Genomic DNA, 21,681 nt, shown 5'->3' with positions numbered 1-21,681 from the left:
GGTGATTGTGCTGGCCTCGTCGCGAGCAAGCCCGCTCCCACATTTGATCTTCAGTGAAGACGCAGCTTTTGTACGACGCAGATCCAATGTGGGAGCGGGCTTGCTCGCGAAGGGCGCGACGCGGACTTCCAGACAAACCTCAACGCCGCAGATACGACCCGAAATCAATATCCCCTGCACTCAAAATCGCCTGCACCCGGTTGTGCACGTTGAGTTTGCGCAGGATCGCCGAGACGTGCGCCTTGACCGTGGTCTCGGCGATTTCCAGGGTGTAGGCAATCTGTTTGTTCGATTCGCCCTTGGTCATGCGCTCCAGCACCAATAACTGTTTGCGTGTCAGGGCCTGGAGCAGCTCCGGCGGGAAGCTCGGGCTGTCGTTCATCCGGCGCTGCGTGCCACATTTCTGTGTGCGGATGATGTCCGGCGGCAAGTAGACGTTGCCATTGAGAATTTGCTGGATCGCTTCGGTCATCTGTACCCGGGGTGAGGACTTGGTGATGAAACCGACCGCGCCGTAGGTGATGGCTTGCAGTACGATCTGTTTGTCCTGTTCCGCCGAGACGATCACCACCGGAATGGTCGGCGCCTCGTTGCGCAGGTTGATCAGGCCGTTGAGGCCGTGCATGCCGGGCATGTTCAGGTCGAGCAGGATCAAGTCCAGGTCGTCATGTTCCTGGGTCAGCAGCAAGGCGCTGTCGAGGTCGGCGGTTTCCATCACTTCGCTGCCCGGAAAACCGTCGCTGATGACGTTATGGATGGCTTCGCGAAACAGCGGGTGATCATCGGCAATCAGAATTTTGTACATGGCCTTTCACCTCATTATTTTGATTATGGTGTGGCAACAACACGCACGCGTAAAGGTCAGGGGAAGGGCTCGGGCCGGGATGGCGCAACGGGCAGGTTCGCGGCTTGCCAGGCGTCCAGGCCATCGCGATACCAATACAGTGTTTTATAGCCCATGGCGGCGGCGCGTTTCACCGCATTCCAGCTCAGCCAGCAGTCGGAACGGCAGTAGAAGACCAGCGGTTGCGCCAGGTCGCCGGCTGTCAAGCGGTTCAGGTTGCGCGCAAAGTAATCCTGCCAGTCAGGTGTCAGGTCGCCGTCGCCGGTATTGGCCAGCCAATGACTGCCGGGCAGGTTCTCGTGGGGTTGGTCTTCGATGAAACGTCCTTGCAGCCATTGACGCCGGTAGACGTCGATCAGCACCGGGCGCGGTGTCTGGGTGAGCAGGGTTTGCAGGGCGGCGGTGTCGACGATGGCCGCGCCTTGCAACTGATTCGGGGTCGGGCTGCGGTAGAGGCCGATGCGATAACCCTCGGCGGAGAACAACGGTGTTTCGGCCTGCGCGACACCCAGCAACAGGCTCAGCGATAGCGCGGCAAGGGCAGGGCGCAGCAGGCGACGTCGGGCACGCGGCATGGGGTCGATCCTTATAGTTATGACCCCATTACATGCCAGTCCAGGCGCATTGGGAATGCGACGATAGACAGGTAAACCAGTACTAAAGTAGTAATTTTGCCCTGTTCAACGAAGATCAACTGTGGGAGCGGGCTTGCTCGCGAAAGCGTCAGTTCAGTCACAACGATGTATTTGACACGCCGCTTTCGCGAGCAAGCCCGCTCCCACAGGGAAGATGTGCTGTCAGGTGGCTTTGCGCAGGGCCGCGTGTTGCGGGTTGAAGGTGAGGACCGCGAGCAGGGCGAATATCAGTGTCAGCGCCATGCACACCGACAGAGCCAACAAGTTGAAGCGTTCGTACAAGGCAAACCGCACCAGCTCCACCGCATGGGTGAACGGGTTCAGCGCGCACAGCCAGTACAACCACTCGCTGGACTCGCGCATCTTCCACAACGGATACAACGCCGACGACAGGAAAAACAACGGGAAGATCACGAAATTCATCACCCCGGCAAAGTTCTCCAGCTGGCGGATCGCGTTGGACAATAACAATCCCAGTGCACTGAGCATCAACGCCACCAGCAACAGCGCCGGCAAGGCGATCAACAGGCCCATGGCTGGCGGCTGCACGCCATACAGCCAGGCAATGGCCAGGAAGGCGTACACCTGCAACAGCGAAATCAGCGACGTAGCCAACAGTTTGCTGCACAGCAGAAAGGTCCGGGGCAGAGGGCTGGTCAGCAGCACACGCATGCTGCCCATCTCCCGGTCGTACACCATCGACAGTGAACCTTGCATGCCGTTGAACAACAGGATCATGCAAGCCAGGCCCGGGATGATGTAGACCTCGTACGGAATGTAAGTGTCATACGGCTCGATGATCGCGATCCCGAGTGCCGCGCGAAAACCGGCGGCAAACACCAGCAGCCATAACAGCGGTCGTACCAGGGCGCTGAGAAACCGCGTGCGTTGCAGCACAAAGCGCAGCCATTCGCGCAGCACGATGCCGCTGAAACATTGCCAATAAGCGTTCATCAGGCAGCTCCTGAAGTAGTCAGGCGAGTAAAGGCCGAACCGAGGTCGCCGCCATGTTCCAGGCTCAGCGCATCCGCTTGCCCGCTGGCCACCAGTCGGCCCTGATGGAGAATCAGCAGGTCGTCGCTCGGTTGCACTTCGTCCAGCAAATGGGTGGTCCAGAGCACGCTGATGCCGTGCTCGCGACACAGACTGCGGATGTGTTGATTGAGCGCCAGGCGGCTGGCCGGGTCGAGGCCGACGCTGGCCTCGTCGAGCAGCAACAACCGTGGCTGATGCAGCAAGGCGCGGGCGATTTCCACCCGGCGACGGTGGCCGCCGTTGAGTTCACGCACCCGCTCCCGACGTCGTTCGGTCAGCGCCTGACGCGCCAGCTCGGCCTCGACCCGCAATCCGGTCTGACGCCGGGACAGGCCGTGCAGCGCGGCGTGATAACGCAGGTTTTGTTCGACGCTGAGGTCCAGGTCCAGCGTGCTTTGCTGGAACACCACGCCCAATTGCTTGAGTGCCGCACGCGGCGTCTTGCGCAAGGAACAGCCGCCCACCTGGATCTCGCCGCGTTGCAGATCATAGAGCCGGGTGAGCAAGGCAATCAGCGTCGATTTGCCTGCGCCGTTCGGCCCCAGCAACGCCGCAAACCGCCCTGGCATCAGGCTGAAACTCACCTGCCGCAAGGCTTCGCGCGCACCGTAGGCAAAGCTCACTTCGCTGACATCGAGTGCGTTCATGGCGTCACCACCACGCCCCACGGATAGCGCCCGACCTTCACCGATTTGATGACTTTGAGGCTGTCGACATCAATCACCGACACATCGCCGCTGACGCCGTTGGTGGCCAGCAGCTGTTTTTGATCCGGGGTGAATGACATCTGCCACACGCGGCGGCCCACCAGCAGGTAATCGAGGATTTCGAAGGTCTTGGCATCAACCACCGCGACATGGTTGGCCGGGCCGAGGGCGACGAAACCGTACTTGCCGTCGGCGCTGAGTTTGATGCCCACCGGCTGGACCTTGTCCGGGTGGACGCCCTTGATCTGGAAGGTCAGGGTCTTGAGGATCTTGCGCGTCGCCACATCGAGAATCGTCACCGTGCCGCCGATCTCTGCCGAAGCCCAGAGCTTGGAGCCGTCAGGGGCAAACTCGACGAACCGTGGCCGCTGATCGACCAGGGTGCTGTCGGCCAGGGTCTGGGTGCTGGTGTCGATCCAGTGCAGCATGTTGGTGGTTTCGCTGGTGTTCACGGCCCACTTGCCATCGGGGCTGACGGCCATGCCTTCGGGCTCGACACCGACATTGATCTGGCTTAGCACCTTGGAGGTTTCGGTGTCGATCACTGTCACCAGCGCATCGTCTTCGTTGGAAACGTACAGCCAGCGATTGTTCGGGTGCAGGGCGAATTGCTCGGGGTCTTTGCCCGACGGCAGTTCCTTGATGATCTTGCGCGTGGCCACGTCCATCACCTGAACCCGGTCCGAATCGCTGGCGCAGATGTACAGCAGCTTGTTGTCGTGGGACAGCAGCAAGCCGCGCGGGCGCTGGCCGACGGGCAGGGTGTCGGTCACTTGCAGGGTCTGCATGTCGATCAGGCTCAGGTTGTTGTCCTTTTCGTTGGAGACCCAGGCGGTGCTGGCCACGGCGTGCCCGGCGGCAAGCAGCAGGGCGCAAGAGAGCAGGGTGCGGCGCATGGCGGATTCCTTTTTGTTGTCGTTGTTGTGAAGTGCCACATCAGGGAAAGCGGCAAGTGACCTCGGGCTTGTCGTAGCCCAGGCTGTCCATTTCGTTGAAAGGGTGGAGGAAACCGTCCTGAGGCGAGGTGCTGACCAGCGCCCGGGGTTGCACGATCGGGATGGGTTGGCGCAACTGGCCGTTCCACGGGCGATAGCTGAGCTTGCGGCCCTTGAAACCGTCGAGGGGCAATTGATCGCTGATTTCCAGGTTACGGATCGCCATTGGATCGACCTGGCGCAACTTGCTCACTGCGCTGGCGATGCTGCGCACGGCCATCCAGGCGGCGAAATCGCGGTCATTCATCCAGCGGCCGGTCAAGGCCTCAAAGCGTTTTTGCAGTTGGGCGGCGCCATAGGTTTCGACGGTTTTGTGCCAACCCACCGGGGTCAGGCCCTGAGTGCCGGCGACCGGTCTTGGGTACCAGGTCTGGTAGGGCACGTACTCACCGAAATCGCCGCGCTCATCCGCCACCAGCACCACGTCGTACTCGGCGGTCTGGGTGAACAGCGGCATGTCGGCCTGGGCGCTGCGGCGTTGGTCGTTATCAAAACTCCAGGCTTTTTCCGCCACCAGTTTCAGGCCGAAACGTTTGGCGGCGCGGCGCAGGGCGGCGGCGTAGGCCTGGTCGTCCGGCGTCGGGCCGACGATCAGCAGCGCCCGTTGCCATTTGCGCACCACCAGAAATTGCGCCAGCGCATCGGCCAGCATCGCCCGGCTGGGCAGGCTGTGCAGCACGTTCGGCAGGCAGTCGGTGGTGCGCAGGCTGTCGTCGGGGCTGCCGGCGTTGAACAGCAAACTGTCGGGCAGCACGGCGCTGAGTCGGCGCAGGGTTTCCACCGGCGCATTCACCACAAACAAGCGAAGGCCCTGTTCGTGCTGTGCCTTGGCCGCTTCGACCAATGCATCCGGACTGTCGGCATTCGCGCTGACCAGGCTGTAGCTGTGGTTGAGAAAACGCCCGGTGCTGTTGCTGTCGGTGATCGCCAGTTCGGCGCCACGAAGTCCGGCATCGACCGGTTCGGGAATGACGTTCGACAGCAGCGGGCCGGTGTCGGGGCGATAGCCCAGGTAACCGATTTGTACCTGTAGCGGCGCGTCGGCGGCCTGGCTCTGGGTCGCCAGCCCGGCGGCGCAGGCGATGGCCAGCAGGTAGATCAGGGCGTAAGGGGCAAGCTGGCGCATAAGGCACTCCATTACAGGTAGCGTCAGCATAGGAAGCCTGCGGGGCAGAATGAAATATGCAGAAAGTACCAGTGAGCCAGTACCAAGGTCGTAGCTCGCCCGGCAGAGGGCGGTTTCAACCTGGGGCGACGGTATTCGGGTTTGCGCCACAAAGCCTACTACCAAGGGACTAGAAGGCGGCCACCAAAGCAGCATGGGGATTGCGCGGGACGGTTCCTAAGATGGGTGCCATAGCCTCTTCCAAGAGGTTTTGCGTGCAATCCAGAGGGCATAACAATGACAACAAAACGCAGCGCCTTACTCGTTGCCGGACTGCTGGCCGGCTTTATCAGTGCAGGTTCCGTCTGGGCTCACGGCAACGTGGTGCCGCAGGCGGTCGCCACTCCGGGCCTGACCCCGATCAAGGATGCCGGCGTACCGGTCGATGCCGATGGCTGGGCCTCGGTGAACCCTTACCGCACGTCCCCGGAACACGACAAGGCCGTGGAAATCGGCTCCTCGGCGTACAACCAGAACTGCGCCGCGTGTCATGGCCTGGAAGCCAAATCCGGCGGCATCGCCCCCGATCTGCGCTTGCTCGATGTCGGCGACGCCGGTGATGAATGGTTCGTCGAGCGCGTGCGCCATGGCGCCGTGCGTGACGGTCGGGTGTACATGCCGAAGATGGCCGACTACCTGAGTCAGGAAGCCTTGTGGGCGGTGCGCTCCTACCTGGACAGCGTGCACGTCGAGGAGTAAGCCATGCGCCTGCTCACTGTGTTGATCAGCGCCGTGTTGCTGTGTTGCCAGGCTGCGCAGGCGCAAGTGCGTACCTTTGACGAGATGATTGCCGCCGGCGAGCTGAAAGTCGCGGTCTACAAGGACTTCGCACCTTACAGTTTTGAGCAGGCCGGACAGCCTCGCGGGGTGGATGTGGAACTCGCCGAAGCGCTGGCCAAATCCCTGGGCGTGCGCCTGACGCTGATCTGGGCGCCTGCCGGCGAGAAGCTCGATGACGACCTGCGCGATTACATCTGGCGCGCCAGTCAGTTGCACGATCTGCAGCTGGCCGACCTGATGATGCGGGTGCCGTACGACCGCGACTACGCGCAAAAACGCAATGAACTGGGTGAGCTGGAAAACGGCCATGTGGTGATGTTCGGCCCATATCAGACCGAGCAATGGCAAGTCGCTTATGACCGCCGCCGACTGGACAACGTCGCCAGCGTCGCGGTGTTCGAGCAGCACCCGATCGGTGTCGAAGTCGACAGCGTGCCGTCGTTTTACCTGACCTCGGTGTTCAACGGCATGCTCGCCGCCAAGACCCATCACTACCCCGGCGTGCCCCAGGCGTTCGCGGCCATGAAGGCCGGCGAAGTCGACGCAGTGATGGCCATGCGCGGCGAGATCGACTGGCAAGTGCATGAAGCGGCCGATCCGCAAGTGGCCCTGGCAGAAAACGCCTACCCGAACATGGGCAAGCAACTCTGGGAAATCGGCATGGCGGTGCATGAAAGCAACCACCAACTGGCCTATGCCGTGGAAGAGGCGCTGGAAACTCTGATTCGCGAGGGCGCGGTCAAGACCATTTATGAGCATTACGGCCTGCGTTATGACGTGCCCGAGATGTATCAATGAACTGGCGAGCGAGTTGCCTGTTGGCCTGCTGGCTACCTTTGGCGGCACAGGCTGCGGACATTGTTCCGGGCAAAGACCCGGTGCCGTCGGTGATGTGGGATTTCTACCACAAGCAAATGCTCGGCGACGCGCCGTTCGTGTTCGACGAGCGGGTCAAGCTGCTGGGGCCGCCATTCGCCGAAGACGCCCGGCAAGTGCCGCTGGAAATCGATGCCCGGGCGTTCAAGGGCGAGGTGGTGAAAATCCTCGCCTGGGCCGAGCTTAACCCGCTGCCGAAAATCGTCGACTTTCAACCGCTGGACCGCGTATTGCCGTGGCTGTCGATCCGCATCCGCATCGAGCAGGCCACGCCGTTGCGCGCGGCGGTGCTGACCCGCGACGGGCTGTGGCATGTCGGTTCGACCTTGATCGACGCTGCGGGCGGTGGCTGTACCGCGCCCAGCGTCGTGCGTACCCAGGCCGGATGGGAAGAACACATCGGCGAGGTGGTGGGCGGTCGATACCCGCGCGATGCATTCAGCCGTGTGCGCTTGCAGGTAGCGCACCCGATGGACAACGGCATGGTCAGCGGCATTCCGGAATTTTTCATCAACCATGCCGAGCTGCGCGATCAAAAGGATCAACTGTTGGCCCGTCTCGAACTGTTCCCGGCGGTCAGCGAAAACCCCAACCTGGCCTTTGATATTGAGGGGGCAGGGCAGACGCGCTTGTTACTGCGCGACAACAGCGGCAATCAATTCGATGCGGCCATACCCTGAGCCCAAGGAGCGTCTCATGCGCTGGATGCTGCTGTTGTTGATGGGCTTGGGTCTGCCGGCCCTGGCGGACCTCGACTACGCACTCAAGCCTCGGCAGATCGCCCAGGACACCTGGCTGCTGGAAGGCAGTACCGACAATTTCGCCCAGGCCAACGGCGGCAATATCGTCAATACCGGGTTCATCGTTACCGAGCGCGGGGTGGTGGTGATCGACACCGGGCCGTCGAAACGCTACGGCGAGGCGATGCGCAAGGCAATTGCCGCGACCACCGATAAACCGGTGATTCAGGTGCTGTTGACCCACCATCACCCGGACCACGTACTGGGCAATCAGGCCTTCAGTGACGTGCCGATCGGTGCGCTGGCCGGCACCGCCGATCTGCTGCATCAGCAGGGCGATGCGATGGCCGAGAACATGTATCGATTGGTGGGTGACTGGATGCGCGGCACCGAGGTGGTGTTGCCGACTCAGGTGCTGACACCCGGCGTGCACAGTTTTGGGAATCACGATCTGCGCCTGCTGAGCCTGGGTGGGCACACCGGCGCGGATCTGGCTATTCTCGACCAGACCACCGGCGTGTTGTTTGCCGGGGACCTGGTGTTTTATCAGCGTGCGTTGACCACGCCTAACAGTCCGGGGCTGTCGGTGTGGCTGGCGGACATCGCCACCCTTCAAGGCTTGCCGTGGACGTTGATCGTGCCGGGCCACGGTCCGGTGGCCATCGACCCGCAACCCTTCGAGCAAATGCGCGACTACCTGACCTGGCTCGACCAGCTCATGCGTGATGGCGCAGCCAATGGCAGCGCCATGACCGAGATGATCCGCAGCCCCATCCCCGAGCGCTTTGCCGGGATCAACCTGAGCCGCTATGAGCTGATTCGCAGTGTCAGTCACTTGTACCCGCGCTATGAACGCGCGCAGATGACCCGAGTCGATTCCGCCACGCCCCAGTGAACAACACAAATCCCTGTGGGAGCGGGCTTGCTCGCGAAGGCGGCGTATCAGTCGACATCATTGTTGAATGTGTCGGCCCCTTCGCGAGCAAGCCCGCTCCCACAGGGATCTTGTGTCGATCAAGAATTTCGGTGTCCATCTCCTCCGACCCTGTACTAAGGAACTAGCAATCTCAGCACTGCGGGCAATTGTTGCAAGGGCGGCGGCGGCCAAGAATCTGCACCAGACCGGGAAAATTTCCCGGGTATAACAAAAACCGCAGAGGTAGCCGTCATGACCCAACCCGCACGTCGCCAACCCTTCGTCTTGAGTGTGCTGCTCAGTGCCATGCTGCTGTCCGGCACCGCGCTGGCCGGTGTCACTGACCAGGACATTCTCCAGGACCCCAAGAACCCGGAGCAGGTCGTCACCAACGGTCTGGGCGTCCAGGGTCAGCGCTACAGTCCGCTGGACACGCTCAATGTCGACAACGTCAAGGATTTGCGTCCGGTCTGGGCGTTCTCCTTCGGCGGTGAGAAACAGCGCGGTCAGCAAGCACAGCCGATGATCAAGGACGGCGTCATGTACATGACCGGTTCCTACTCGCGGGTGTTTGCGGTGGATGCACGCACCGGCAAAAAACTCTGGCAATACGATGCGCGCCTGCCCGATGACATCCGTCCGTGCTGCGACGTGATCAACCGTGGCGTGGCGCTGTACGGCGACCTGGTGTTCTTCGGCACCCTCGACGCCAAATTGGTGGCATTGAACAAAGACACCGGCAAAGTGGTGTGGAGCAAGCAGGTCGCCGACCACAAGGAAGGCTATTCCATCAGTGCCGCACCGTTGGTGGTCAACGGCAAACTGATTACCGGCGTGGCGGGCGGCGAGTTCGGGGTGGTCGGCAAGATCTCCGCCTATGACCCGAAAAACGGTGAGCTGCTGTGGACCCGGCCGACCGTTGAAGGCCACATGGGTTACACCTACAAGGACGGCAAAGCGATAGAGAACGGCATCTCCGGCGGTGAAGCCGGCAAGACCTGGCCCGGCGATCTGTGGAAAACCGGCGGCGCGGCCCCTTGGTTGGGCGGCTACTACGACCCGGAAACCAATCTGCTGCTGTTCGGCACCGGCAACCCGGCGCCATGGAACTCGCACCTGCGTCCTGGCGACAACCTCTACTCCTCGTCGCGCCTGGCGCTCAACCCGGACGACGGCACGATCAAATGGCACTTCCAGAGCACGCCTCACGACGGCTGGGACTATGACGGCGTGAACGAGCTGGTCTCCTTCAACTACACCGAAGGCGGCAAGGAAATCAAAGCGGCGGCCACCGCTGACCGTAACGGTTTCTTCTATGTGCTGGACCGCACCAACGGCAAATTCATCCGTGGCTTCCCGTTCGTGGACAAGATCACCTGGGCCACCGGCCTGGATAAAGACGGCCGGCCGATCTACAACGAAGCCAGCCGACCTGGCGCGCCGGGCACCGAAGCCAAAGGCAGTTCTGTATTCGTAGCCCCGGCATTCCTCGGTGCGAAAAACTGGATGCCGATGGCCTACAACAAGGACACCGGGCTGTTCTACGTGCCGTCCAACGAATGGGGCATGGACATCTGGAACGAAGGCATCGCCTACAAGAAAGGCGCGGCATTCCTCGGCGCCGGCTTCACCATCAAACCGTTGAATGAAGACTACATCGGCGTGTTGCGCGCTATCGACCCGAAAACCGGCAAGGAAGTCTGGCGCCACAAGAACTTCGCGCCGCTGTGGGGCGGGGTGCTGACCACCAAGGGCAACCTGGTGTTCACCGGTACGCCGGAAGGTTTCCTGCAGGCGTTCAACGCCAAGACCGGTGAGAAAGTCTGGGAATTCCAGACCGGATCCGGCGTCCTCGGCTCGCCGATCACCTGGGAAATGGATGGCGAACAGTACGTCTCCGTTCTTTCCGGTTGGGGCGGCGCTGTACCGTTGTGGGGCGGCGAAGTGGCCAAGCGCATCAAGGACTTCAACCAGGGCGGGATGCTCTGGACGTTCAAGTTGCCTAAAGACCTTGTAGTGGCCAAGCACTGATTGCTGCACCTGATCGTTCCCACGCTCTGCGTGGGAATGCCTCAACGGACGCTCCGCGTCCGCTCTGGGACGCAGAGCGTCCCTGGCTGCATTCCCACGCGGAGCGTGGGAACGATCAACGTGGGAACGATCACCTACTACCAAATAACGAGAGTCCCCCTGCCAACGGCGCATTCGTCTGGCGCGCGGGGCTCTCTACTATCGATTCATCGCCTGTTTGCCGACAGGCATCGACCCAGACAGAGGCCCACCATGATCTACGCACAACCTGGAACACCTGGCGCCGTCGTGACTTTCAAGCCGCGCTACGGCAATTTCATCGGCGGCGAATTCGTTGCCCCGGTCAATGGCGAGTATTTCACCAACACCTCGCCGGTCACCGGTGAAGTGATCGCCGAATTCCCGCGGTCCAGCGCCGCTGACATCGACAAAGCCCTCGACGCTGCCCACGCTGCCGCGGATGCCTGGGGCAAGACCTCGGCGCAGGACCGCTCGCTGGTGCTGCTGAAAATCGCCGACCGCATCGAACAAAACCTGGAAATCCTCGCCGTCACCGAAACCTGGGACAACGGCAAGGCCGTGCGCGAAACCCTCAACGCCGACGTGCCGCTGGCCGCCGACCATTTCCGTTACTTCGCCGGTTGCATCCGTGCCCAGGAAGGCGGCGCCGCTGAAATCAACGAACTGACCACCGCCTACCACTTCCACGAGCCATTGGGCGTGGTCGGGCAGATCATTCCGTGGAACTTCCCGCTGCTGATGGCGGCGTGGAAACTCGCCCCGGCCCTGGCCGCCGGCAACTGTGTGGTGCTCAAGCCTGCCGAGCAGACGCCGCTGTCGATCATGGTCTTCGCCGAGCTGATCGCCGACTTGCTGCCTGCTGGCGTGCTGAACATCGTCCAGGGCTTCGGTCGTGAAGCCGGTGAAGCCCTGGCCACCAGCAAACGCATCGCCAAGATTGCGTTCACCGGTTCCACTCCGGTCGGTGCGCACATCATGCATTGCGCCGCCGAGAACATCATTCCAAGCACCGTCGAGTTGGGCGGCAAGTCGCCGAACATTTTCTTCGAAGACATCATGAACGCCGAGCCGCAGTTCATCGAGAAAGCCGCAGAAGGTTTGGTGCTGGCGTTCTTCAACCAGGGTGAAGTCTGCACCTGTCCTTCCCGGGCGCTGGTGCAGGAGTCGATCTACGAACCGTTCATGGCCGAAGTCATGAAGAAGATCGTCAAGATCAAGCGCGGCAACCCGCTGGACACCGAAACCATGGTCGGCGCCCAGGCGTCCGAGCAGCAATACGACAAAATCCTCTCGTACCTCAAAATTGCCCAGGAAGAGGGCGCCGAGCTGCTCACCGGCGGCGCGGCCGAGCGTCTTGAAGGCGACTTGTCCAGCGGCTATTACATCCAGCCGACGCTGCTCAAGGGCCACAACAAAATGCGTGTGTTCCAGGAAGAAATCTTCGGCCCGGTGGTGGGGATCACCACCTTCAAAGACGAAGCCGAAGCCCTGGCGATTGCCAACGACAGCGAGTTCGGCCTCGGTGCCGGCCTGTGGACCCGCGACATCAACCGCGCCTACCGCATGGGTCGGGCGATCAAGGCCGGGCGTGTCTGGACCAACTGCTACCACCTGTACCCGGCCCACGCCGCGTTTGGTGGCTACAAGAAATCCGGTGTCGGCCGTGAAAACCACAAGATGATGCTCGACCACTACCAACAGACCAAAAACCTGCTGGTGAGCTACGACATCAATCCGCTGGGGTTCTTCTAACCCGCAAGCACACCACAAACCAAATGTGGGAGCGGGCTTGCTCGCGAAAGCGGTCTGTCAGTCAACCAATGTGTTGGATGTGACGCCGTCTTCGCGAGCAAGCCCGCTCCCACATTGGTTTTGTGTGTGGTTTAAGGCCTTGCGACACCCCCTACCAACGCACGCCGCCGCCTCGTTCCAAAGTAGCATTCGGTCACTTGGCGCCCCGTGCATTAATGGCTTTACCGGAATTGCCCGGCACAAGAAGAGGATTGACCCATGTGGCATAAACCCGCGTTTACCGATCTGCGCATTGGCTTCGAAGTGACGATGTATTTCGCCAACCGTTGATTGATCACCCGGCCAGCTAATGGGTTGGCCGGGCCTGCTTTCTGGAGCCTGCCATGCACATCCGCGTTCTCGGTTCTGCCGCCGGTGGCGGTTTTCCGCAATGGAACTGCAACTGTCGTCAGTGCGCCGGTGTGCGCAATGGCAGCCTGCGGGCGCAACGGCGCACGCAGTCCTCGATTGCCCTGAGCGACAACGGTGTGGAGTGGGTGCTGTGCAACGCTTCACCGGACATTCGCGCGCAACTTGAAAGTTTTGCGCCCCTGCAACCGGCTCGCCGCTTGCGCGATACGGCGATTGCCGGGGTGGTGCTGATCGACAGTCAGATCGACCATTGCACCGGCCTGTTGAGCCTGCGCGAAGGTTGCCCGCATGACGTGTGGTGCACAGAGCGGGTGCATCAAGACCTGAGCAGCGGTTTTCCCTTGTTCCCCATGCTCAAGCACTGGAACGGTGGCTTGCAGTGGCAACCCATCGGGCTGGATCGCGAACCGTTCACCATCGCGGCCTGTGCACACCTGCAATTTCGTGCGATTCCCTTGGTCAGCAACGCACCGCCGTATTCGCCCAATCGCGGCAATCCGCAGCCGGGCGACACCATTGGTTTATTTATCGAAGACCGGCGCAATGGCGCCAGCGTGTTCTATGCCCCGGGTCTTGGGCAGATTGATGACGAAGTACTGAGCTGGATGCAACGCGCCGATTGCCTGTTGCTGGACGGCACGTTGTGGCGCGACGACGAGATGCGCGTGTGCGAAGTCGGCCAGAGTCTGGGCAGTGAAATGGGCCATCTGCCGCAAAGCGGTCCTGGCGGGATGCTGGAATTGCTTGAGCAATTCCCACGTCAACGCAAGGTGCTGATCCACATCAACAACACCAATCCGATCCTCGATGAAGACTCGGCCGAGCGCGCGTTGCTGGAGCGGCGGGGGATTGAAGTTGCGTTTGATGGCATGAGTATTGAGTTGTAGCGGCCGGCCCCTTCGCGAGCAAGTCCGCTCCCACAGTAGATCTGTTGCGTACACACATTCCCTGTGGGAGCGGGCTTGCTCGCGAAGAGGCCAGACCAAACACCGCAGAACGCTTTGGAGAACCGCAATGACCAACACCCCCATGACCCCCGCCGAATTCGAACAGGCCCTGCGCGCCAAAGGCGCCTACTACCACATCCATCATCCCTTCCACCAAGCCATGTACGCCGGCCGCGCCACTCGTGCGCAGATTCAGGGATGGGTCGCCAATCGCTTCTATTACCAAGTGAACATCCCGCTCAAGGATGCCGCGATCCTCGCCAATTGCCCCGACCGCGACGTGCGCCGTGAATGGCTGCAACGCATCCTCGACCATGACGGCGCGCCCGGCAGTGAAGGCGGCATCGAAGCCTGGCTGCGTCTTGGCGAAGCGGTGGGGTTGGACCGCGAGCAAATCCTCTCTCAGGAGCTGGTGCTGCCTGGCGTGCGGTTCGCCGTGGACGCCTACGTCAATTTCGCCCGTCGCGCGTGTTGGCAGGAAGCCGCCAGCAGCTCACTCACTGAACTGTTCGCGCCGCACATTCACCAGTCCCGCCTCGACGCCTGGCCCACGCACTATCCATGGATCGATCCGGCCGGCTATGACTATTTCCGCACACGCCTGAGTCAGGCGCGGCGCGATGTCGAGCACGGCTTGCGCATCACCCTGGCGCACTACGTCACGGTCGAAGGCCAGCAGCGCATGCTGGAGATTTTGCAGTTCAAGCTCGACGTGCTGTGGAGCATGCTCGACGCGATGAGCATGGCCTACGAGCTGGAACGCCCGCCGTATCACACCGTCACCACCGCGAATGTCTGGCACCGGGGGATCGCGCTGTGAACCCGATCGTGACACCACCCGGTCCGCCGCTCTGGCTGTTGGCAGAGCTGACTTATCGCTGCCCGCTGCAATGCCCGTATTGCTCCAACCCGCTGGATTTCGCCCGGCAGGGTGAAGAATTGAGCACCGAAGAATGGATTCGGGTATTTCGCGAAGCCCGGGAGATGGGCGCCGCGCAGCTGGGGTTTTCCGGCGGCGAGCCGCTGGTGCGCCAGGACCTGGCCGAGCTGATCAAGGCCGCGCGGGACATGGGCTACTACACCAACCTCATCACCTCGGGCATTGGCCTGACGGAACGGAAGGTCCGTGATTTCAAGGTTGCCGGGCTGGACCACATCCAGATCAGCTTTCAGGCCGCCGACGAGCAGGTCAACAACATGCTGGCCGGCTCGCGCAAGGCCTTCGCGCAGAAACTGGCCATGGCCCGGGCGGTGAAAGCCCAGGGCTATCCGATGGTGCTGAACTTCGTCACCCACCGGCACAACATCGACCAGATCGCGCAGATCATCGACCTGTGCCTGGAACTGGAGGCGGACTTCGTCGAATTGGCCACGTGCCAGTTCTACGGCTGGGCCGAGCTCAACCGCGTCGGCCTGCTGCCTACCCGCGAACAATTGCAGCGTGCCGAGCGCATCACCAACGAGTACCGCGAGCGGCTTGAAGCCCAGGGCCACCCCTGCAAGCTGATCTTCGTGACGCCCGATTACTACGAAGAACGCCCCAAGACCTGCATGAATGGCTGGGCCAACCTGTTTCTCGACATCACCCCGGACGGCACGGCGTTGCCGTGCCACAGCGCGCGGCAGTTGCCGGTAGAGTTTCCCAACGTGCGCGAGCACAGCATCTCGCACATCTGGACCGAGTCCTTCGGTTTCAACCGCTTTCGTGGCGATGACTGGATGAAGGAGCCGTGCCGTTCCTGCGATGAAAAACACAAGGACCTGGGCGGCTGCCGTTGCCAGGCGTTCATGCTGACCGGCGACGCCGAAAATGCCGATCCGGTGTGCAGCAAGTCGCCGCACCACGACGTCATCCTCAAGGCCCGCGATGAAGCTGACGCGCCGGGGCAGGGGATGGAACACCTGACGCTGCGCAACGAGAAAGCTTCGCGATTGATCTATCGCGGATAAACCAAACGCCACAATCCCCCTGTGGGAGCGGGCTTGCTCGCGAAAGCGGTGTATCAGGCAACATTGACGTCGACTGAACCACCGCTTTCGCGAGCAAGCCCGCTCCCACAGGGGGATGTGCGTTGAACGGCTATCCATTGGTCTGATTGCATTCGCAGCCGGATGCGTTAGTGTGGCTTTACCTTCCAAAACAATAAAAACAGGCTTTCCAATGAGCCAGAGTCTCAGCCAGCTGCGTAAATTCGTTTCGCCTGAAATCATCTTTGGTGCCGGCTGCCGGCACAACGTCGGCAACTGCGCCAAGACCTTTGGCGCGCGCAAAGTGCTGGTAGTCAGCGACCCCGGTGTAATTGCCGCCGGTTGGGTCGCCGATGTCGAAGCCAGCCTGCAGGCCCAGGGCATTGAATACTTTGTTTATAGCGACGTATCGCCCAATCCTCGGGTCGAAGAAGTCATGCTTGGCGCCGAGCTGTACAAGGAAAACCACTGCGACGTGATCGTCGCCGTCGGTGGCGGCAGTCCGATGGATTGCGGCAAAGGCATCGGCATCGTCGTCGCCCACGGGCGCAGCATCCTTGAGTTCGAGGGAGTCGATACTATCCGCGTGCCCAGCCCGCCGCTGATCCTGATCCCGACCACCGCCGGCACCTCGGCGGATGTCTCGCAATTCGTGATCATTTCCAACCAGCAAGAGCGCATGAAATTCTCGATCGTCAGCAAGGCCGTGGTGCCGGACGTGTCGCTGATCGACCCGGAAACCACCCTGAGCATGGACCCGTTCCTGTCGGCCTGTACCGGCATCGACGCCTTGGTGCACGCCATCGAAGCCTTCGTTTCCACGGGGCACGGGCCGCTGACCGATCCCCATGCGCTGGAAGCGATGCGCCTGATCAACGGCAACCTGGTGCAGATGATCGCCAACCCGGGGGACATCGCCCTGCGCGAGAAAATCATGCTCGGCAGCATGCAGGCCGGGCTGGCGTTCTCCAACGCGATCCTCGGCGCGGTGCATGCCATGTCCCACAGCCTGGGCGGGTTCCTCGATTTGCCCCATGGCTTGTGCAACGCGGTGCTGGTCGAACACGTGGTGGCGTTCAATTACAGCTCGGCGCCGGATCGCTTCAAGGTGATCGCCGAGACGTTTGGCATCGATTGCCGTGGCCTCAATCACCGGCAGATTTGCGGACGTCTGGTCGAGCACCTGATCGCGCTCAAGCACGCCATCGGTTTCCATGAAACCCTGGGCTTGCACGGGGTCAGCACCGCCGACATCCCGTTCCTTTCGCAACACGCCATGGACGACCCGTGCATCCTCACCAACCCGCGTCAATCCAGTCAGCGTGATGTCGAGGTCGTCTATGGCGAAGCCCTCTGACGAGCAGCAACGGGCGCTCGCCGGGTTATTGGGATTAGGCAGCCACTCGGCGCGCAAGAGCCACTACCCGGAACTCGCCGCGCGGCTGGACGAGCTGGAAGCGGAGCGCAATCGCTACAAGTGGCTGTTCGAAAACGCCGTGCACGGCATCTTTCAGGCCAGCCTGCTGCAAGGCATGCGCGCCGCCAACCCGGCGCTGGCGCGGATGCTCGGTTATCAGGACCCGCAAGAGGTGCTGTTTTCCCTGGCGGACCTGGCGAGCAACCTGTTTGTCGGCGGCGCCACGGAGCTTGCCAACATCGGCGAAATCCTCCGCCACCAGGGCAGCCTGCACGGTTATGAAACCCAATTGCGCCGCAAGGACGGCAGCAGCCTCGACGTGCTGATGAACCTGCTGCTCAAACCCGATCAGGAAGGGCTGGTGGAAGGCTTCGTCGCCGACATCACTGAACGCAAACTCGCCCAGCAACGCCTGCAGCAACTCAATGACGAACTGGAGCAGCGCGTCACCGCGCGCACCGACGAATTGCTGGAAGCCAACCGCAACCTGCAACAACAGATCACCCAGCGTAAACAGATCGCAGAAGCCTTGCGCGATGCACGGGACGCCGCCGAGGCCGCCAATCGCAGCAAGGACAAATACCTCGCCGCCGCCAGTCATGACCTGCTGCAACCGCTCAACGCTGCGCGCTTGCTGATCTCGACGTTGCGCGAGCGCAAGTTGCCGGAGGTCGAGCAGGTATTGGTGGAGCGAACGCACCAGGCCCTGGAAGGGGCAGAGGATTTGCTCACCGATTTGCTGGACATTTCCCGGCTCGATCAGGCGGCCGTCAAACCGGATGTCGCGTTGTACCGCCTCGACGAACTGCTCGCGCCGCTGGTCTCGGAGTTTCAGTCGGTGGCTGAGGCTGCCGGCTTGAACCTGCGGGTGCACATGGGCGACTACGCCATTCATACCGACTTGCGCCTGATGACGCGCATCCTGCGCAACTTCCTCAGCAATGCCTGCCGTTATACCGATGAGGGCAGCATTCTGCTGGGTGCCAGACGGCGCGGGGACATGCTGCGCCTGGAAGTCTGGGACACCGGGCGCGGGATCGCGGCGGACCGTATCGATTCGATTTTCCTGGAATTCAATCAACTCGATGTCGGCCGCGCCGCCGACCGCAAAGGCGTCGGGCTGGGGCTGGCCATCGTCGAACGGATCGCCAAGATCCTCGGTTATAAAATCGGCGTTCAATCGCGGCCGGGGCGTGGCTCGATGTTCAGCATCGATGTGCCGATTTCCCATGAGATTCCGTTGCCGATCAGTCTGGCAGCCCCGCAGCCGGGCGCGGGTAATCCGTTGCCGGGTCGGCGCCTGCTGGTGCTGGACAACGAAGTGAGCATCCTTGAAAGCATGAGCGCGTTGCTCGGGCAGTGGGGCTGCGAGGTGGTCACGGCGACGGATGAATCCTCGGCGCTGGCCGCCTTGAAGGGACGGGCGCCGGAGTTGATCCTGGCGGATTACCACCTCGACCACGGGGTGTTTGGCTCTGACGTGGTGCGGCATTTGCGTGAGCATTACAACGAGTCGATTCCGGCGGTGATCATCACGGCCGACCGCACCGACCAGTGCCGGCGCGCGCTGCAACGACTCGATGCGCCGCTGCTGAACAAGCCGGTGAAACCCGGCAAATTGCGCGCGGTGCTGAGTCAGATGCTCGGGTAGTCGAGCGGGCGATAGTGCAGGTTGAAGCCGAGTTCACTGGATTGGCCTTTTTCCAGCAGACGCAAACCTGGCCGCCCGGGCAGGTGGTGCGCGTTGACCGGGTGGCTCACCGGTTCGATGCAGAAAAACCCCAGGCCCGGCGGGCAGTAGAGCAGGTAGGTGTCGCTGCCGCTGGCCTGGCAATCGAGTTCGTAACCCAAGTCGGGTTGCTGGATCAGGCAATGGCCGTCCCATGCGCAGAAACCGTTGTCGACCAGCGTGTCCGGCAGGGCATTGAGTTGATCGAAGTCCCATTCGGCGGGCCGTTCGACCTGCGCTGTCGGCAGTCTCGACCCATCGCATAACCAGACCTGTTCAGCCTTGGCCTGTAGCCGGGTGTTCGCGGTGCGCGGAAAGTAGGGATGCAGCCCGAGTCCATGCCACGCTGGGTTTTCGGCCAGGTGAGTGACTTGCAGGTCGATGCTCAATCGACCCCCGCTCAAGTGAAACCGCTGCCGGGCGCGATAAGCGAATGGCGTCGAGCTGTCGAGTAGCAGCACCACTTCATCTTGCGTCTGCGAGACCACCCGCCACGGTTGTTGCCAGGCGCTGCCGTGAATCGGCAGCGGATCGGTGAGGCTGTTGGGTGCCAGGGCGAGCCAGCCATCGGGGCAGTCGAAGCCCCCTTGGGCGATGCGGTTCGACCACGGCACCAAAGGGTAGCAACCGAGTTTCCCCGGCAGGCCGGTGTTCAGCGCCTGGTCGTCGTTGTGTCGTAACAATGGCTGCCCGGTGCTGCGAATGGTCCAGTTGACGAGGCTGCCACCGAGTTCAGGGGCGAGGGTGAGGCGGGTGAATTCGTCTTCGAGTTCGAGAAGGTCTGGCGTCATATCGGTTGAGCTCTGATGGAAGGACACGGCGGATACGGCAGGTGTGTGCCCCTCGTTTTACCGAGGGGCACCTTTATCACAACACCAGATGCGGCAACCACAGCGACAGTGCCGGAATGTAGGTCACGGCCAGCAGCACCAGGAACAGCACGCCGTAGAACGGCAGCAGCGCTTTCACTGTTTTTTCGATGCTGACTTTACCCACCGCCGACCCCACGAACAGCACCGCGCCCACCGGCGGTGTAATCAAACCAATCCCCAGGTTCACCAGCATGATCATGCCGAACTGCACCGGGTCCACGCCGATGCCGAGAATCACCGGCATCAGGATCGGCGTCAGGATCAGGATCAGCGGCGCCATGTCCATCACGGTGCCGAGCAACAGCAGCATGACGTTGATGCACATCAGGATCACGTAACGGTTGTCCGACAGGGTCAGGAACATCGTGGTGATTTTCGATGGGATCTGCATCAGGGTCATGATGTAGCCGAAGCTCGCCGCGAAGCCGATCAGGATCATCACGATCGAGATGGTTCGCACCGTGCGGTGCATCAGCTTTGGCAGCTCGCTCCACTTGTAGTCGCGGTAGATGAACATGGTCACGAAGAACGACCACAGCACCGCAATCGCCGCCGATTCAGTGGCGGTGAAGATCCCCGACAAAATGCCGCCAAGGATGATCACCATCGCCATCAGGCCCCACATCGCTTCGCCGCAGATCTTCAGGGCTTCGCGCAGGGGAATGACTTCGCCCTTGGGGTAGTTGCGCTTTTTCGCGAAGATCAGGCACAGCACCATCAGGCACGCGCTCATCAACAGGCCCGGCACCACGCCGGCCATGAACAGCGAAGCGATCGACACCGTGCCGCCAGCGGCCAGCGAGTAGAGCACCGAGTTGTGGCTTGGCGGGGTCAGCAGGGCTTGTACCGAGCCGCTGACGGTCACGGCGGTGGCGAACTCCCTTGGATAGCCGCGACGTTCCATTTCCGGAATCAGCACCGAACCGACCGACGCGGTGTCTGCTACCGAGGATCCGGAGATCGCGCCGAAAAATGTCGAGGCCATGATGTTGACCAGCGACAAGCCGCCACGGACAAACCCGACCAGCACCCCGGCGAACGCCACCAACCGACGGGACATGCCGCCCTCGGCCATGATCGCGCCCGCCAGGACGAAGAACGGAATCGCCAACAGCGAGAACTTGTTCACGCCGCCGGCGACCTGAATCATCAGCGCCTGGAACGGGATGTCGATCCACCAGGCACCGATCAGGGCGGAAAGCCCCAGTGCATAGGCGACCGGCATGCCGATCAGGATCAACGCAATAAAACTGCCCAACAGAATCAACGCGTCCATTCAGGCAGCCCCTTCGCTTTCTTCAACCAGGTCGAAACGCACGACCCGACGATTGCTCTGGTCACCGAGCAGGAGTTTTTCCAGCACAAACACCAGCGTCAGCACGCCGCCAATCGGGATCGGCATGTACGTGATGCCGACGCGCAACGTCGGCAGGGCGCTCATGAACTGGTTCCAGGTGGACAGGCACAGCTTGGTGCCCCAGATCGCCATGAACAGGCAAATGGTCGCCATCAACAGTTGGGAAAAAACGCTCAACGCCTTGCGCATTGGCGGTGCCATGCGGTCGGTGAGCATCGCCACCGCCATGTGTGCCCCGGCGCGGTAACTGGCGGCAGCGCCGATGAAGGTGAACAGCATCATCAGCAGGATTGCGGTGGGCTCCGGCCAGCTTGAGCCAGTGCCGAGTACGTAACGGGCGAAGACTCCCCAAGGGATGATTAATGCAATGGCCAGGACGGAGAGCCCGGCGACCCAGATACAGGTCATGTAGAGCTTGTCATTGATGCGCAGCAGCAGATTCTTCATCGGGTTCCACCGTAACCGGGCGCGCGCGGACGTCAA

At 61.7% G+C, this 21,681-nt stretch carries 21 protein-coding genes; 12 read left to right on the top strand and 9 right to left on the bottom strand.

What is annotated here, in order from left to right:
- Positions 1-139: 139 nt before the first annotated feature.
- The 6 genes from K5K95_RS28280 to K5K95_RS28255 form a co-directional block, all read right to left on the bottom strand.
- Entirely contained in the window at positions 140-805 is a 666-nt protein-coding gene (locus K5K95_RS28280) for a response regulator transcription factor (RefSeq protein ID WP_222587143.1), read from the bottom strand.
- 56 nt (positions 806-861) lie between these two features.
- Positions 862-1,419 (bottom strand): PQQ-dependent catabolism-associated CXXCW motif protein, encoded by a 558-nt coding sequence (locus K5K95_RS28275; protein ID WP_222587142.1) that lies wholly within the window; start codon positions 1,417-1,419, stop codon positions 862-864.
- Positions 1,420-1,641: 222 nt separating this feature from the next.
- Complete coding sequence (locus K5K95_RS28270; RefSeq protein ID WP_222587141.1) at positions 1,642-2,433, bottom strand: ABC transporter permease; 792 nt, start codon at positions 2,431-2,433, stop codon at positions 1,642-1,644.
- Positions 2,433-3,161 (bottom strand): ABC transporter ATP-binding protein, encoded by a 729-nt coding sequence (locus tag K5K95_RS28265; RefSeq protein ID WP_222587140.1) that lies wholly within the window; start codon positions 3,159-3,161, stop codon positions 2,433-2,435. Before K5K95_RS28265 ends, K5K95_RS28270 begins: the two co-directional genes overlap by 1 nt.
- A complete protein-coding gene (locus K5K95_RS28260) occupies positions 3,158-4,117 on the bottom strand; it encodes a YVTN family beta-propeller repeat protein (RefSeq protein ID WP_222587139.1) in 960 nt (319 codons plus the stop codon). Before K5K95_RS28260 ends, K5K95_RS28265 begins: the two co-directional genes overlap by 4 nt.
- Before the next feature lie 40 nt (positions 4,118-4,157).
- Positions 4,158-5,342: an ABC transporter substrate-binding protein gene (locus K5K95_RS28255; RefSeq protein WP_222587138.1), complete on the bottom strand. Its 1,185-nt coding sequence runs from the start codon at positions 5,340-5,342 to the stop codon at positions 4,158-4,160.
- Between the two features lie 276 nt (positions 5,343-5,618).
- Between K5K95_RS28255 and pedF the strand changes: the two genes are divergently transcribed.
- The 12 genes from pedF to K5K95_RS28195 all read left to right on the top strand — a co-directional run bounded on the left by pedF (position 5,619) and on the right by K5K95_RS28195 (position 18,891).
- Positions 5,619-6,080: a cytochrome c-550 PedF gene (gene pedF, locus K5K95_RS28250; RefSeq protein WP_090184819.1), complete on the top strand. Its 462-nt coding sequence runs from the start codon at positions 5,619-5,621 to the stop codon at positions 6,078-6,080.
- Between the two features lie 3 nt (positions 6,081-6,083).
- Positions 6,084-6,959, top strand: coding sequence for a substrate-binding periplasmic protein (locus K5K95_RS28245; protein WP_222587137.1), 876 nt, complete (start codon positions 6,084-6,086; stop codon positions 6,957-6,959).
- Entirely contained in the window at positions 6,956-7,717 is a 762-nt protein-coding gene (locus K5K95_RS28240) for a quinoprotein dehydrogenase-associated SoxYZ-like carrier (protein WP_222587136.1), read from the top strand. Before K5K95_RS28245 ends, K5K95_RS28240 begins: the two co-directional genes overlap by 4 nt.
- 16 nt (positions 7,718-7,733) lie before the next feature.
- Positions 7,734-8,672 carry a quinoprotein relay system zinc metallohydrolase 1 gene (locus K5K95_RS28235; RefSeq protein ID WP_222587135.1) on the top strand — a complete coding sequence of 313 codons (939 nt, stop codon included), beginning with the start codon at positions 7,734-7,736 and terminating at the stop codon, positions 8,670-8,672.
- 273 nt (positions 8,673-8,945) lie between these two features.
- Positions 8,946-10,724, top strand: a complete 1,779-nt coding sequence (locus K5K95_RS28230; protein ID WP_222587134.1) for a PQQ-dependent methanol/ethanol family dehydrogenase — start codon at positions 8,946-8,948, stop codon at positions 10,722-10,724.
- Between the two features lie 252 nt (positions 10,725-10,976).
- The gene (locus tag K5K95_RS28225) at positions 10,977-12,497 is read left to right on the top strand and encodes an aldehyde dehydrogenase family protein (RefSeq protein WP_222587133.1); all 1,521 of its coding nucleotides are present in this window, start codon (positions 10,977-10,979) and stop codon (positions 12,495-12,497) included.
- Between the two features lie 258 nt (positions 12,498-12,755).
- Positions 12,756-12,827 carry a pyrroloquinoline quinone precursor peptide PqqA gene (gene pqqA, locus K5K95_RS28220; protein ID WP_081499480.1) on the top strand — a complete coding sequence of 24 codons (72 nt, stop codon included), beginning with the start codon at positions 12,756-12,758 and terminating at the stop codon, positions 12,825-12,827.
- Positions 12,828-12,880: 53 nt separating this feature from the next.
- Positions 12,881-13,795 (top strand): pyrroloquinoline quinone biosynthesis protein PqqB, encoded by a 915-nt coding sequence (gene pqqB / locus K5K95_RS28215; RefSeq protein WP_222587132.1) that lies wholly within the window; start codon positions 12,881-12,883, stop codon positions 13,793-13,795.
- A gap of 127 nt (positions 13,796-13,922) precedes the next feature.
- A complete protein-coding gene (gene pqqC, locus K5K95_RS28210; protein ID WP_222587131.1) occupies positions 13,923-14,675 on the top strand; it encodes a pyrroloquinoline-quinone synthase PqqC in 753 nt (250 codons plus the stop codon).
- Positions 14,672-15,805, top strand: coding sequence for a pyrroloquinoline quinone biosynthesis protein PqqE (gene pqqE, locus K5K95_RS28205; RefSeq protein ID WP_222587130.1), 1,134 nt, complete (start codon positions 14,672-14,674; stop codon positions 15,803-15,805). Before pqqC ends, pqqE begins: the two co-directional genes overlap by 4 nt.
- Before the next feature lie 211 nt (positions 15,806-16,016).
- Positions 16,017-17,180, top strand: a complete 1,164-nt coding sequence (ercA, locus tag K5K95_RS28200; protein ID WP_222587129.1) for an alcohol dehydrogenase-like regulatory protein ErcA — start codon at positions 16,017-16,019, stop codon at positions 17,178-17,180.
- A complete protein-coding gene (locus K5K95_RS28195) occupies positions 17,164-18,891 on the top strand; it encodes a NahK/ErcS family hybrid sensor histidine kinase/response regulator (protein ID WP_222587128.1) in 1,728 nt (575 codons plus the stop codon). The genes ercA and K5K95_RS28195 overlap by 17 nt, the downstream gene beginning before the upstream one ends.
- Here the strand turns inward: K5K95_RS28195 and K5K95_RS28190 are convergent.
- From K5K95_RS28190 to K5K95_RS28180, 3 genes are all read right to left on the bottom strand, one after another.
- Positions 18,876-19,760 carry an aldose 1-epimerase gene (locus K5K95_RS28190; protein WP_222587127.1) on the bottom strand — a complete coding sequence of 295 codons (885 nt, stop codon included), beginning with the start codon at positions 19,758-19,760 and terminating at the stop codon, positions 18,876-18,878. The two genes, K5K95_RS28195 and K5K95_RS28190, sit on opposite strands and share 16 nt — an antisense overlap.
- A gap of 76 nt (positions 19,761-19,836) precedes the next feature.
- Entirely contained in the window at positions 19,837-21,117 is a 1,281-nt protein-coding gene (locus tag K5K95_RS28185) for a TRAP transporter large permease (protein WP_090184782.1), read from the bottom strand.
- Positions 21,118-21,645 carry a TRAP transporter small permease gene (locus K5K95_RS28180; protein ID WP_222587126.1) on the bottom strand — a complete coding sequence of 176 codons (528 nt, stop codon included), beginning with the start codon at positions 21,643-21,645 and terminating at the stop codon, positions 21,118-21,120.
- Positions 21,646-21,681: the final 36 nt, after the last annotated feature.

The sequence above is a fragment of the Pseudomonas sp. DR48 genome, from assembly GCF_019823085.1.
Lineage (GTDB): Bacteria > Pseudomonadota > Gammaproteobacteria > Pseudomonadales > Pseudomonadaceae > Aquipseudomonas.
The sequence above is the reverse complement of the archived record's forward strand: the minus strand, read 5'-3'. Positions and strand labels throughout refer to the sequence as shown.

Bases quoted from the DNA above. Each gene is read 5' to 3' on its own strand.
- K5K95_RS28245 (WP_222587137.1), top strand. From the start codon at position 6,084: ATGCGCCTGCTCACTGTGTTGATCAGCGCCGTGTTGCTGTGTTGCCAG.
- pqqB (WP_222587132.1), top strand. From the start codon at position 12,881: ATGCACATCCGCGTTCTCGGTTCTGCCGCCGGTGGCGGTTTTCCGCAA.
- K5K95_RS28270 (WP_222587141.1), bottom strand. From the start codon at position 2,433: ATGAACGCTTATTGGCAATGTTTCAGCGGCATCGTGCTGCGCGAATGG.
- K5K95_RS28275 (WP_222587142.1), bottom strand. From the start codon at position 1,419: ATGCCGCGTGCCCGACGTCGCCTGCTGCGCCCTGCCCTTGCCGCGCTA.
- pqqC (WP_222587131.1), top strand. From the start codon at position 13,923: ATGACCAACACCCCCATGACCCCCGCCGAATTCGAACAGGCCCTGCGC.
- K5K95_RS28240 (WP_222587136.1), top strand. From the start codon at position 6,956: ATGAACTGGCGAGCGAGTTGCCTGTTGGCCTGCTGGCTACCTTTGGCG.
- K5K95_RS28265 (WP_222587140.1), bottom strand. From the start codon at position 3,161: ATGAACGCACTCGATGTCAGCGAAGTGAGCTTTGCCTACGGTGCGCGC.
- K5K95_RS28195 (WP_222587128.1), top strand. From the start codon at position 17,164: ATGGCGAAGCCCTCTGACGAGCAGCAACGGGCGCTCGCCGGGTTATTG.
- K5K95_RS28225 (WP_222587133.1), top strand. From the start codon at position 10,977: ATGATCTACGCACAACCTGGAACACCTGGCGCCGTCGTGACTTTCAAG.
- K5K95_RS28185 (WP_090184782.1), bottom strand. From the start codon at position 21,117: ATGGACGCGTTGATTCTGTTGGGCAGTTTTATTGCGTTGATCCTGATC.
- K5K95_RS28180 (WP_222587126.1), bottom strand. From the start codon at position 21,645: ATGAAGAATCTGCTGCTGCGCATCAATGACAAGCTCTACATGACCTGT.
- K5K95_RS28235 (WP_222587135.1), top strand. From the start codon at position 7,734: ATGCGCTGGATGCTGCTGTTGTTGATGGGCTTGGGTCTGCCGGCCCTG.
- K5K95_RS28255 (WP_222587138.1), bottom strand. From the start codon at position 5,342: ATGCGCCAGCTTGCCCCTTACGCCCTGATCTACCTGCTGGCCATCGCC.
- K5K95_RS28260 (WP_222587139.1), bottom strand. From the start codon at position 4,117: ATGCGCCGCACCCTGCTCTCTTGCGCCCTGCTGCTTGCCGCCGGGCAC.
- pedF (WP_090184819.1), top strand. From the start codon at position 5,619: ATGACAACAAAACGCAGCGCCTTACTCGTTGCCGGACTGCTGGCCGGC.
- K5K95_RS28190 (WP_222587127.1), bottom strand. From the start codon at position 19,760: ATGACGCCAGACCTTCTCGAACTCGAAGACGAATTCACCCGCCTCACC.
- K5K95_RS28230 (WP_222587134.1), top strand. From the start codon at position 8,946: ATGACCCAACCCGCACGTCGCCAACCCTTCGTCTTGAGTGTGCTGCTC.
- K5K95_RS28280 (WP_222587143.1), bottom strand. From the start codon at position 805: ATGTACAAAATTCTGATTGCCGATGATCACCCGCTGTTTCGCGAAGCC.
- ercA (WP_222587129.1), top strand. From the start codon at position 16,017: ATGAGCCAGAGTCTCAGCCAGCTGCGTAAATTCGTTTCGCCTGAAATC.